General features: G+C 38.9%; 8 protein-coding genes. 5 read left to right on the top strand and 3 right to left on the bottom strand.

Translation table 11 applies throughout. The annotated features are described in order from the left end of the window. Positions 1-126: 126 nt before the first annotated feature. From MXE38_RS11090 to MXE38_RS11080, 3 genes are all read right to left on the bottom strand, one after another. Complete coding sequence (locus MXE38_RS11090; protein ID WP_246914886.1) at positions 127-1,176, bottom strand: IS630 family transposase; 1,050 nt, start codon at positions 1,174-1,176, stop codon at positions 127-129. Positions 1,177-1,225: 49 nt separating this feature from the next. After that, positions 1,226-2,281 carry a lecithin retinol acyltransferase family protein gene (locus MXE38_RS11085; RefSeq protein ID WP_246914883.1) on the bottom strand — a complete coding sequence of 352 codons (1,056 nt, stop codon included), beginning with the start codon at positions 2,279-2,281 and terminating at the stop codon, positions 1,226-1,228. Positions 2,282-3,065: 784 nt separating this feature from the next. Further along, a complete protein-coding gene (locus tag MXE38_RS11080) occupies positions 3,066-4,436 on the bottom strand; it encodes a class I SAM-dependent methyltransferase (protein ID WP_246914880.1) in 1,371 nt (456 codons plus the stop codon). Positions 4,437-4,733: 297 nt separating this feature from the next. Here MXE38_RS11080 and MXE38_RS11075 point away from each other — a divergent pair, with 297 nt between their 5' ends. From MXE38_RS11075 to MXE38_RS11055, 5 genes are all read left to right on the top strand, one after another. Then, positions 4,734-5,924 (top strand): efflux RND transporter periplasmic adaptor subunit, encoded by a 1,191-nt coding sequence (locus tag MXE38_RS11075; RefSeq protein ID WP_246914877.1) that lies wholly within the window; start codon positions 4,734-4,736, stop codon positions 5,922-5,924. Between the two features lie 58 nt (positions 5,925-5,982). Further along, the gene (locus tag MXE38_RS11070; protein WP_246914874.1) at positions 5,983-7,983 is read left to right on the top strand and encodes a MacB family efflux pump subunit; all 2,001 of its coding nucleotides are present in this window, start codon (positions 5,983-5,985) and stop codon (positions 7,981-7,983) included. A gap of 357 nt (positions 7,984-8,340) precedes the next feature. Further along, positions 8,341-9,609 carry a peptidase T gene (gene pepT / locus MXE38_RS11065; protein WP_246914871.1) on the top strand — a complete coding sequence of 423 codons (1,269 nt, stop codon included), beginning with the start codon at positions 8,341-8,343 and terminating at the stop codon, positions 9,607-9,609. A gap of 164 nt (positions 9,610-9,773) precedes the next feature. Continuing rightward, positions 9,774-10,841: a dTDP-4-dehydrorhamnose reductase gene (rfbD, locus tag MXE38_RS11060; protein WP_246914868.1), complete on the top strand. Its 1,068-nt coding sequence runs from the start codon at positions 9,774-9,776 to the stop codon at positions 10,839-10,841. Positions 10,842-11,020: 179 nt separating this feature from the next. Next, complete coding sequence (locus MXE38_RS11055; RefSeq protein WP_246914865.1) at positions 11,021-12,490, top strand: TolC family protein; 1,470 nt, start codon at positions 11,021-11,023, stop codon at positions 12,488-12,490. Positions 12,491-12,612 lie beyond the last annotated feature (122 nt).

The following is a 12,612-nucleotide window of genomic DNA, read 5'->3' as shown; positions in this document are numbered from 1 at the left end:
ACAATACAGGCATTAAAATTACTGATGAACAAATGAGTAATATTGATATTGAACCTATTGGTGAGTTTCCTCAGTGGAACTATAGAATTAGGGGTTTTAAAAGATCAATTTAATTTGTTACAGTTCCTAAGCATCATTAATAAATTCAGTGCGACTTGTCCATCCATTAGATCTTGAAAGGAATTGCTTATTAAAGACCGAGAAGAAACATTCAACTAAATTAGCCCAACTAGCGTTAGTTGGTGTATAAGTGATAGTCAAATTTTCATATTTATTAAGCAAATCAACTTCTGCCTTTCTATGAACAGATAAATTGTCCATAATTATAATAATCTTGCGGCCAGCAAACTCAGGTCGACTAATAGACTTAGATATAAAGTCCATAATATCTTGTGCGGTCTTTTTATCACTAAGTTCAGCAATAACCTGTCCTGTTGCAGGACGTAAAAGAGCAAGTAAATTTGTTGTGCCAAGCCTTTCATAACGTGAGCTTGGACATACATATCCACCATCATTTAAATGGCTATCAATATGATGAATTGCAATGGTTGGCTTTTCATCAAAACATAAAACTATATAGCCATCAGCCTCAGCCTGCTTATAACAATAATCAATATATCGCATTTTTGCAGTATAAAGAGCATCATCACTTACACAGTAGGAACTCTTTTCTGTAAGCTTAATATTGTTGTTTTTTAGCCACTTTTGCATGAAATAATAAGTTGTACAAGCTGCTTTAGCTAACAAAGCGATAGTCCATGTCTGCCTGCCTTTCAAACTATTTTCAAGCTCACAATTATGGAAAAAGCCAGCATTTACTAAGTCATCAGGACGAAGACCAAACAAAGCATCAATCAAATGATAAACCTCAGCAGAGCATTCCTTCTTTTTACGCCCTCCTGCATTTGTTCGCAAAATAACGCCAAAATCTCCACCAATGATAGCTTTAAGAACTGTTCTTACACTTCTAGTAGATAATAAGACACTTTCTGCAATTTCTTTTACAGAATTACAGGTCATAGCTTTGACAACAACAAGACATCGTTTGAGCCAATACGAAGTATTTTCACGAGATATAGCTTGACTACATTTATCGATGAATTGACTATTAATAGACTCCCTGAATTGCTGTACAATTTTGGCAGTTGCAGGGCAAAAATTTTTGTTATTATTCATGCCCTGCATACTACCAAATCAATCTGTTTATGTGCAATGGGTTTTCAATTTAACCACTAGCATGCTTGATTGCCTTATGGGGATCCTGACTTGTAGAGGCAGTAGCGACAGCTGTAGCAGCTGCTGTAGCTGCTGTGGCAACAGATGAAGCGGTAGCGGCAACCTTAGCAGCAGGTGCAACTAGCGCTGCATGAGCGCTAGGGGCGGGCGAGGTTGCGGTGCTAACTGGGGTAGCCATGCTGTTTGGCTCTGGAGTAGCTGATGGGGCTGGGTCAGCCTCGCTTTTGTTGAGGTTGAGAAAGTCACTAACGTGTTTAATTAACTTAAGGGTATCTTTGATGCCTTGTAGTTTACTGTTGTTACCAGCATAAATAGGGCTGTCAGTGGTACTTTGGTTTTCTTGGGTATAAAACGATACGCCTAACTTATTGTTTAAGTTATCAATAGCTTGGGCAGAGAGTTCTAAGGAGCTTTTTAACAAATTATTGGAGCCATGGCGTTTTTCCTTAGCCCATTGAGCATACTCTTTAGAGAGCTGAGAGGCGGTAGTAATTAAAGAAGCTATACTTACGATATTGAGCTTATTGGAGCCAAAAATATCCTCACTAAGCTCTTTGGCACGCTCTATTGGATCATAGGCACTCTTTTTAGAGGCATTAATACGGGCAAAAGCTTGGTCTAAGGAGTTAGGATCATCAAAAACAACTTTCAAACAACCTCTAAGGAAGTCTGATTTTTGGAAAATAGAGTAAAAAGGAATAATAGTGAGGATTAAGTTGTCTACTTGGCGAGAGCTTTCTATACCCTCAATACACCAATTAACAAAATGCTCACAATTGCGGGTCAGCAGGTTGTAGTGGTTCTCACCTAAGCGCAACATACCACGATTTACTGCTTGTATGCCTTGGTAACGGGCATTTTTATGCTCTCTAATAAAGATTTCATGACCATTGGCAAAGCTTGATAAAGGCACAATAGTTACTCCCTCGTTCATGAGATACTCAAGAACATTGCCATCTCCTAAATAAAGTCCGTGGTGGGTATAGCCAACACGTCTAGCTATGAGATGATCTCCTAGTTTTAGCAGGGGATTAATATTGTCCATTAAGAGTACTCCTTAAGCGAGCAAACATTGGTAAGTAAAGCCATTGAGCCATAATATTAAAATGCGGTTTAAATAAGTACTTTTCAAGTACTACCTAGTAGTAGCACCAAAATATTATTCATAGTTAGAACAAGGCAAAATCTCTGCTTAAGTAAAGGCACTGGTAAGAGCTAAGTGCTAATGGCTAATAGGGGAAGGGCTATAAACTATCATGGGGACATTAGCTCAATATTGGACCGCAATAAGTACGGCCTAAGTCCTTTAAAGGTTTATATGAGACTGTGCCCATCAGAGATGCTATCTGGCGGATAAATGGCTTTACATACTACGCTAGTAGTAGCACCAAAATATTATTAATAGTACCTATCCAACGATATAGTTAAGTAAAGGCGGTAGCTAATGCTAAGGAACATAGACGTAGGGTGAATAGGCATAAGGGCGTGAGCTAAAGATTGGGTCTTAATAGTATGGTCTACCCATACAATCAGAGTTGGTAATGGCTTAGGAGCGGTGATTTTATCTTATGGACAAATGTCTGTACTTACTTATGCCCAAAGACAATGCCTATGACAGCCAAATAGGGCTGTACTATCACCAAGTAATATATAGAAGCTCTAAGATCACCCTTGTTAATCAGCTGCTGATGTGAGGTAACTGCTGAGTTAGTCGTTATTAAAGATAAAAAATCCCCTAAGGAGTTGTTAGCTGTTAATGGCTGTCCTTAGGGGAGGGTAAAAGTGCTAGCTGTATAGCTTTTTTGCTAACTGGCTGGCTGGCTAGCTAACTAGTTAACTAGGATCTCAAAGCCTTTGAGGTAGAAGGTCTCAGGACAAGGGAGAGATACAATATGATCAATATCTTGTCGTAGGGTAGTAATAATTTGAGCGTCTACCTTAGCATCTAAAGCGGCATCAGCAATAATCTTTTGGAAGAGATCTTCTGTCATTAAGCCTGAGCAGGAGAAAGTAAGGAGGCGACCGCCTGGGCGCACTAGCTGTAATCCAAGACGATTAATGTCTTGATAGCCACGGCAGCCAGAGAGGAGATTGCTCTTATTTTCAACGAATTTAGGTGGGTCTAAGATGACTATGTCAAACTTGGTGCCTTTAGCAATTTCCTGACGTAAGTACTCAAAAACGTCCTGCTTAATGAATTTGCAACGACCTGGATCTAAATGGTTGTGCACTACACCTTCACGAGCAGCATTAAGGGCGTGTTCTGAGACATCAATATTGTAGACAGCTTTAGCGCCACCCTTAAGAGCAAGTAAGCCAAAACCACCTGTATAGGAGAAACAGTTCAGGACGCTAGGGCCTGTTTTACCATTCTCACTTAAAGCCTTCATGCTTGAGCATAATTCGTAAAGATGGTAGCGACTTTGTCTTTGATCTAAGTAGCCGCCAGTCTTATGGCCATGTTTAACATCAATAGGGATCTCAACTAAGCCACGCTCTAAAACAAATAAGGTATCTGCAATAGCCTCATCAAGCTCAATCATTTGGCCTTCAGCTGCACCAATACGTTGCACCTGAGTAATCTGCTTAGAATCCTTTAAGGCACGGCCCTTGCCGTCTTTGAGATTATAGTTCTTGGATAAATCGCTAGGGTCAACTAATCCTGCACGTAAAGGAAGGTTCTCTTTGCGACGGGATTTAGCATCAGAGCGCTCATATAAGTAGCAATCTGGGTTTAACTCATGTAGAGCTTTAAAAATATACTCATACATGGACTCCATACCCGCACTAGAGATGGCTACACAAATGACATCATTAAAGCGGTCAACAATTAAACCTGCTAAGTAGTCGCCCTCAGCACTTACTAAGCGTACTCCCTTGTCGCCTCGAATAAAGAGCGGAGCTCTACGAGCAATAGCTTGAGAAATACGGTTTTTAATAAAATCGTAATCAATAAAATCTTGCTCATTAAAGGAGATAGCACGTAATACAATTTGGGAACTTGGGGAATAGTGGGCGTAGCATAAGAAAGTATTATCAGCACTTACTACTTTACATAAAGTACCAGACTTAATATTACCTTGCTCAACCTCTTGTTTAGTCTTGCTATCAATGGCCTTATCAATAGCTTTAGAAAAGATCCAAGGATGGCGACGTAAGAGTGATTTTTCTCTTTGTGATTGCAATACAAAGGTGATCATAAGAGGCGCTTATCTCCTAAGCAAAGGCTAATTGTACAAACCTAAAATTAATTAGAGCTGGCAATTATACAAAAAATCGCAGATAAAAGCCGATTATAGAGTAATTAATTGCGATCTTTAGTGTTTAATAAGAGCCAGAAACCAAATTAGTTAGCATAAGCTAATTAGTTTTGCTAATATTGATCGCCTTAAATATTCATAGCAATGATTCACTAAAGCAAAATCATTGTAGTTGTGTGTGATTATTTAATTTATTAGATGGTAATTATCTTTGATTAACGTGTGCGGAGTAGCGTTATGAAACGAAAGCAAGTCATAAAATATGGAGTGTTGGGCGCTCTAGTATTAGCTTTAGTAGGATACTTTGTCTATGATGCGACCAAGGAAGTAGCTCCTACTTACATGAGTGCTACTCCTCTCATTAGAGATATTGAGCAAAAGGTTTATGCTACTGGAACTATTGCTGGCAAAGTATCGGTAGATGTTGGTGCCCAGGTATCTGGTCAGATTAAAAAGCTGTATGTAGCTAAAGGCGATAAGGTTAAAGCTGGAGATTTGCTTTGTGAAATTGATCCAGAGATTCAGGAAAATAACTTACGCCGTGCCAAGGCTGAGCAAAGCCTGATTAATGCTCAAATCAGATCTAAAAAAGCACAAATTACTATGCTTAAAGCTGAACATATTCGTCAGCAAAATCTGTTAAAGAAACAAGCTACCTCTACTCAAAGTGCTCAACAGGCTACTGCGCAATATGAAATGGCCTTAGCTGATTTAGATGCTTTACAGGCTCAATATGAACAGGCAGCTATTAGCGTTGATGATGCTACTACTAATCTTGGCTATACCAAGATCGTGGCTCCTATGGATGGTACGGTCTACGCTATTCCTGTTGAAGAAGGTCAAACTGTAAATGCCAACCAAACTACTCCTACTATTGTGCGCTTGGCTGATTTAGAGACCATGACTGTTGAGGCGGAAATTTCTGAGGCCGATGTGGTAAAAGTTCAGCCTGATATGGAGTGCCGCTTTACTATTATGGGACTGCCTAATCGCTACTTTAATGCCAAATTGCGCTCCATTGATCCAGCCCCAGCTTCTGCTGAAAGTTCAACTAGTACTAATCAAAGCAGTAGTTCTAGCACTGAGGCAATCTACTATAACGCCTTGTTAGACGTTGATAATAAGGATGGAGTATTACGTATTGATATGACAGCTGAGGTAGAGATTACTATTGCTAAAGCCTCCCAGGTAAAAGCAATTCCTATTGCTGCTGTTAAAAATGAGTCCTCTGATAATAAAGCTACTGTATATCAGCTGATCAACGGTCAAGTAACTCCTAAAACTGTCGAAATTGGTGTGCGTGATGATCAGTATATAGAAGTAAAGAATGAAGACTTCGATATTTCTATTCCTTTAGTTATTGGTGATGATGTGGCTACCGCAGCCTTCTCAGCCGCAGCTGCACGTCGTGGCCCAAGAATGTACTAAAGAGTTAATAAAAGTAGTGTGATGATGGTAGGTAGAAAGCTTTCTTTAGGAGACAGTAATGGCTGATAATGTCTTATTAGAGCTCAAAGATGTGCGACGCTCATATCAGTCAGGCGCAACCATGGTAGAAGTTCTTCATGGTATTGATTTGACAGTGAAAGCAGGCGAAATGGTAGCTATTATTGGCCCATCAGGATCTGGTAAGTCAACATTAATGAATATTATTGGTTGTTTGGATAACCCTAGCTCAGGTAGCTATAAGGTTATGGGCCAAGATACTCTTAATATGGCTCCTGATGAGTTGGCGGCATTGCGTCGTGATTTTTTTGGTTTTATCTTCCAAAGATATCACTTGCTAGGTCATTTGTGTGCTCGTGAAAATGCACAAGTTCCTGCTGTTTATGCAGGAGTACGTAAACATAAGCGTGATGAGAGGGCTAAAGAGTTATTAGGCTCATTAGGATTAGATGAGCGTACTGAGTATAAGCCATCACAACTCTCAGGTGGTCAGCAGCAGCGTGTTTCTATTGCTCGTGCTCTTATGAATGGTGGGCAGATTATTTTAGCAGATGAGCCTACAGGTGCTCTTGATACTAAATCAGGTCAAGATGTAATGAAAACCTTACAAGAGCTTAATGCTCAAGGTCATACTGTTATTATTGTTACCCATGATCCTCGTATTGCCGCTTGTGCTCGTAGAGTAATTGCTATTGAGGATGGCTCTATTAAGTCAGATACCATCAATGAGCAAATAAAGGATATTAATGGAGATATCCATAAGGACAACAGTAGTGCTAATACGACTGGCGTTCCTTTAAGTACCAGCTTAGTAAAAAAACAATGGTCTTTAACTTGGAGTTCGTACTTAGATCGCTTTAAAGAAGCATTTATCATGGCTTATAGAGCTATGCTCTCTAATCGTATGCGTACCTTACTTACTATGTTAGGCATTATCATTGGTATTATGGCTGTAGTATCAGTAGTAGCATTAGCAAGAGGTGCATCAGAAAAGATTATTGCTAATATTGCGGCTATGGGAACCAATACTATTACTATATATCCAGGACAAAGAATGGGTGATGTACGCTCGGGAAGAGTACAATCGCTTACTCCTAGAGATTTAGTAGTATTGCAAGGTCAACCCTTTGTCGATTCGGTATCAGCTTCTGTGCAAACTAATGCCTTATTAAGAAGAGGAGCACAAGAGTCTAATGCTATGGCACAAGGTGTATCCTTAGACTTATTCCGTGTCTATGGCTTAAAGGTTAAAGAGGGTCGTATCTTTAGTAATCAAGAGCTACAAGATAGAGCTCAAGTTGGTGTAATTGACGATAATGCTGCTAAGCTATTCTTTCCAACGGAAAGTGCCTTGGGTAAGAATATTATTGTAGGTAATATCTCAGTTAAAGTTATTGGCATTTTAGCTAAGACAGACTCTTTTGTTATTAGAGGTGAAAATCCTAATATCTTTATGCCATATACCTCGGTAATGACCAGACTCATTAACCAAAACTATCTATCATCTATAGTAGTACGTATTAAAGAAGGCTTTTCTACTCCTGTAGCTGAGAGTTCTATTAAGTCTTTGCTAATCTCACGTCATGGCCGACAAGACTTCTTTATGCAATCATCCGATACCATTATGAAGTCAATTGAGAGTGCTACTTCAACTTTCACTATTATGATTTCTGCTATTGCGGTAATTTCCTTAGTAGTGGGCGGTATCGGTGTAATGAATATTATGCTGGTGTCGGTTACGGAAAGAACCAGAGAAATTGGTATTAGAATGGCTGTAGGCGCAAGACAGTCTGATATCTTGTCACAATTCTTGATAGAAGCAGTAATGGTTTGTATGTTGGGAGGACTACTAGGTGTAATTCTCTCTTATATAGTAGGACAAGTAATAATGCATTTTGTGCCTGCTATTACTCTGTCATATTCTATGTTCTCTATTATTGCTGCTGTATTAACCTCATCAGCCATTGGTATTGCGTTTGGCTTTATGCCAGCTCGCTCAGCTTCAAAGCTTAATCCAATTGAGGCTTTAGCAAGAGAGTAAAGCAAGGAGCGGGCGCTTTATTGCGCTCGCTTTATCATAGGCGCATTAAAGCTCCTGCTTTATAGCAATCGCTTTAAAGCTCTTACCTTGCGAGCAATAACTGTAGCTAAGCCTTAGAAACTTTTACGATAATGTTAAGGCTTTGATAGTAGGGATTCGACTAAAATAGTCATCTTATTAATAGGTAAGATCCTTATTAGGGTCTACTTATGGTAGAGTACAGAGCAAATTCTGCTGATTTGCAAATTAGACAGAATATGGGGGCAAACCTTATTAAAAGCTTATAGCTCTTAATGAGGTTTAGTGTTCTTATTTGAGCAAGATATGTGATCTTGTAATTGTTGGGAGTTTGAGCTGATGCAAAAAGGTGATGTGAAGGCCTTAGAAGCTAAGATTAAAGACGATGATCTTTTAAAGCTTTTTATCGATTTAGTTGCTTTTGATACTAGAGCTGACTTTACTAGTCAAGATAAGCCATCTAGCATTGGCCAGCTAAGATTAGGCGCTCGCTTATTAAATTTATTATCTAATCTTAAGCTCAAGCCTATTCAAACTAAAGAAGGCGTAATTATCGCTAAAGTTCCAGCCACACAAGGCTATGAGAATAAAGAGCGTCTTTGTTTACTTGCTCACCTTGATACTGCCCCTGATGCCTCAGGCGCTAATGTAAAGCCTGCCTTAGTGGAAAAATATAAAGGTAATGGCATTGAATTAGCCTCTGGTGATGTGATTGATCATGAAATTTCCCCTGAGCTGGCTAACCACTTGGGTGAAGATATTGTCGTAACTGATGGTACTACTTTATTAGGTGGCGATGATAAGGCTGGTATTGCTGTATTAATGCATTTGGTTGAGCGTTTAGTGGATGACCGTGTGGTACACGGCCCAATTACTATTGTTTTCTCTGTTGATGAGGAAATTGGTCGTTCTACCAAGTACTTAGACCTTGATGTTATTGATTGCGACTTTGCTGTTACTGTTGATGGCTGTGAAAGGGGTGAACTTGACGTTGCTACCTTTAATGCCGAGGGTGCAAAGATTATCTTTAAGGGCAAGGTAGTTCATACTGCTGTAGCTTGTGGCAAGCTCAAGAATGCATTAAAAATGGCAGCTGATTTTATTAATAGATTACCTGAGGAAGAAGCTCCTGAAACTACTGAGGGACGCCAAGGTTTCTATCACGTTCATGATGTAATGGGTAATGTTGAGCAAGCAGAGCTCATGATGATTTTACGTGATTTTGAAAAAGAAGGCTTAGAGGCCCGTCATCTCTTTGTTGAGTCCTTAGTAGACGAGATTAATGCTAAATACGGTATTAACTCTTGTGAGGCCATTTTTGTTAAGCAATATGAGAACATGGAAACTGTACTCAAAGAGCATCCAAAGATCGTAAACTACTGCCGACAAGCTTTTGAGCGTGCCAATATTCCACTTAGCGAAATGTATGTACGTGGTGGTACCGATGGTGCTAATTTAAGCTGCCGTGGTCTACCTTGCCCAAATATCTTTGCAGGCCCATTAAATTGCCATGGTATTTATGAGTGCTTACCTGTACCTAATTTACACGCTAGCTTTGAGGTTACTAAGGCTTTAGTTGAGTGCGTAGCTTTAGGTGAAGACAAATAATATATGCGATTCATACCAAGCCTCGCTTTTGCGTAGGAGTGGGCATTCTCGCTAACTTTTGGTAAAACCACTAAAACAGTTTAAATTAATCAAGCCTTGCAACATGATATTATGTGGCAAGGCTTTATTTTTGCTATTAAAGAAGGCAGGGAGTTTGATGTTTTATGGCTAGAATTTTCTTAACAGGTGCCTCTGGTCAAGTTGGTAGAGATATCGAGTTTGCTTTGCTTAAGCAGGGTGATGTTGTTATCTCTAGCACTCATAGAACTTTAGATATCACTAATTTAGATGATGTTATGAGTGCCATTTCTAGCAGTAATGCAGATTTAGTTATTAATGCAGCTGCCTATACTAATGTAGAAAAGTCTGAAGATGAGTCAGCTATTGCTGTTAATGTTAATGCTCTAGGGCCTCGTAATTTAGCAAAAGCCTGCTTAAGCTGTAATATTCCTTTAATTCATATTTCTACTGATTATGTTTTTTCTGGTGGTAAAAGAAAAGAACATGTCGAAACTGATCCTACTAAAGTAGAGTGTGAATATGGCCGCAGCAAATTAGATGGCGAAAGAAACATTATAGACTCAGGTTGTAAGCATCTTATTGTGCGTACCTCTTGGTTGTTTGGCTGTTTTGGCCGTAACTTTGTCAAAATTATGCTGTCTATGGTGCAAGAGCGCTCAGAAGTTGCTGTGGTGTGCGATCAACTTGGTAACCCAACCCCTGTAAGACCATTAGCCGAGTGTTTAGTGAAAATGGCTAATCGTGTGTTATCAGATAAAGACTTTGATAACTGGGGTATTTATCATTTTTGTGGATACGAGCCTACTACTTGGGACAATTTTGCTCGTGCTATTTTCGCTAATGCTAATAGAATGGGGCTGTTAGACCACAGTGTAAATGTGGTGTCTATTAGTAGTGAGGAATTTAAAAGTAAAGCAAAACGTCCTGCTGATAGTCGCTTAAATTGTGACAAGATTGCTTCTGTATTTGGAGTTAAGCTTCCTTATTGGGAAGACTATTTAGGCGAAGTTATTCACGCTTTTTATAGAGAGCGTCAAGGTCTAACCCCTGTTGAAGACTATGACCATACTATTAGCATTATTGATCACATTACTAATGCTCAAGAACTCTTTGCTATAGTTAAACAACAAGAGCAAGAGCAAGAGCAAAGCGCTGCTCAAGAAGGTGCAGAGCCAGAAAAAGCACAATTAGCAGACAAAAGTAATACATAAAAGTAGCGCGTAAGCGCTCTTTGTCAGGATAATAAGAAGCAAATTTCTAAAGCCAGCTGATGCTGGCTTTATTTGTTATATTTAAAAATATAAAAATATCCTAAGTAAGAGCTAAGCTGCATAGTTAATAATTAATTATGGTCATAAGATTTTCTTATGTTTTGTGGTTGAGGTGTGGTGTGGCAGATCTTAATGGTAGAAAAGGTCTTAGTAGTACCTTATTAGGTTTGAGTTGTTTATTGTTATCGTCGTGCTCGTTAAATGAAGCTGAGTTCCAAAACAACTTATCTTCTCCTAGCTCTTATGGAGTAGTGGAGGATAAAAATACTTCTTTAGCTGTTTATGGAAAAGATAAAGCGCTGGCAGTTAATTTTTATCAAAGCTTTAATGACGACAAGCTCAATGGGCTAATTGAGCGTGCCTTAAAGAATAACTACGATATGAATAGTGCCTATCTGAATCTAAAACAAGCACAACTTGATTTTGGTTTGGCTAGAACTTCCCTTCATCCAACAGCTTCGGCCTCTATGTCATCATCAGCTCGTAAAGATTTATCCCAAAGCTCTGATACTAATAAATCATCTAGCATGAGCTTTGGTTTATCTTATGAGGCTGATCTGTTTGGTCGTTTAGATGCAATGTCTAGAGCTGGCTGGGAATCATATAAGGCAAGCGCCTATGATTACAAAGCCATGCGCCTTACCTTAATTAAAAGAACCAGTGAGTATTATTGGAATTATGCCTACTCTAAAGAGGCATTAGATCTTGCTGAAAAACAGCTAGAAGCATCTTTTAAGCGTCTTGATTTGATTAAGGAAAAACAACTTCAAGGTGCTGCTGATGGACTTGAGTATGATTTAGCTTTAGTTAATCACAAGAATGTAGAACAGGCTGTTTATCAGCGCAGTTTCGAACTTACTAGCGCTCAAAATGCTTTAACTACTTTATTAGGAACATTTACCGAAGACAGTATCGACCAGTTGGTTACAGATAGGGCTTTGCAAACGACTAAGTCACCTATTGTTCCTGTAGAGATGCCTGCAAGTTTATTAAAAAATCGCCCTGATCTCATGGCTTATGAGTCTAGAGTTAAAGCTGCTTATGCTAACGTAGATGAGGCCAATGCAAGCTTTTATCCAAGCTTTAACTTAAATGCCGCTATTGGTACAGGCTCTGCTAGTTCTTTAGCCCGCTTTTTAACTGATCCTATAGGTTCGTTAGGTGCAGCCATAACTTTTCCTTTCTTTAACTACAACGAGTTATCACTCCAAAAAGAAAGTACTTTAGTAGCTAAAGATAAAGCTAAGTTAGATTTTGCCAATGGCTTTATTGTCGCAGTACAAGAAGTCTCTGATAATTTAAATAATTTGCAATATCAAGAACAGCTTATTAAAAGCACTAAGACTGAATATGATTTAACAGTAAAGAATTATGAGCGCTATGCAGAACGATATCGTTATGGCAGTGCTTCTTTAAGTGATGTACTTGATGCTGCGGATAATTTGCGTAGTGCCCAAAATAAGCTACTGCAAGCTAAACTGAACTTACTAACTGCCTCAATGAATTTAATGGTCTCTTTGGGCGGTGATACTCTTAGTGAGCAAAATCAGACTTTAGCTAATAATTCAGGTGACGATTTTGAGTCATAGCCCGGCATTATTGATAGGTATCGATTGGTGCTTAAAGAAAAACCTAAAAATTTAGTGTGAAAATTTGGATCGTTTTGATCCATTTTTTTGCCAAAATGTTGTATCTAGTAAAGTGATAAAAA

It is taken from the genome of Anaerobiospirillum sp. NML120448, assembly GCF_023050945.1.
Classification (GTDB): Bacteria; Pseudomonadota; Gammaproteobacteria; order Enterobacterales; family Succinivibrionaceae; genus Anaerobiospirillum.
Note: the sequence above shows the minus strand (reverse complement) of the source record. Positions and strands in the feature narration are given on the sequence as shown.

Coding starts and splice junctions, on each gene's coding strand:
- MXE38_RS11090 (WP_246914886.1), bottom strand. CDS start 1,176: ATGAATAATAACAAAAATTTTTGCCCTGCAACTGCCAAAATTGTACAG.
- MXE38_RS11085 (WP_246914883.1), bottom strand. CDS start 2,281: ATGGACAATATTAATCCCCTGCTAAAACTAGGAGATCATCTCATAGCT.
- MXE38_RS11080 (WP_246914880.1), bottom strand. CDS start 4,436: ATGATCACCTTTGTATTGCAATCACAAAGAGAAAAATCACTCTTACGT.
- MXE38_RS11075 (WP_246914877.1), top strand. CDS start 4,734: ATGAAACGAAAGCAAGTCATAAAATATGGAGTGTTGGGCGCTCTAGTA.
- MXE38_RS11070 (WP_246914874.1), top strand. CDS start 5,983: ATGGCTGATAATGTCTTATTAGAGCTCAAAGATGTGCGACGCTCATAT.
- pepT (WP_246914871.1), top strand. CDS start 8,341: ATGCAAAAAGGTGATGTGAAGGCCTTAGAAGCTAAGATTAAAGACGAT.
- rfbD (WP_246914868.1), top strand. CDS start 9,774: ATGGCTAGAATTTTCTTAACAGGTGCCTCTGGTCAAGTTGGTAGAGAT.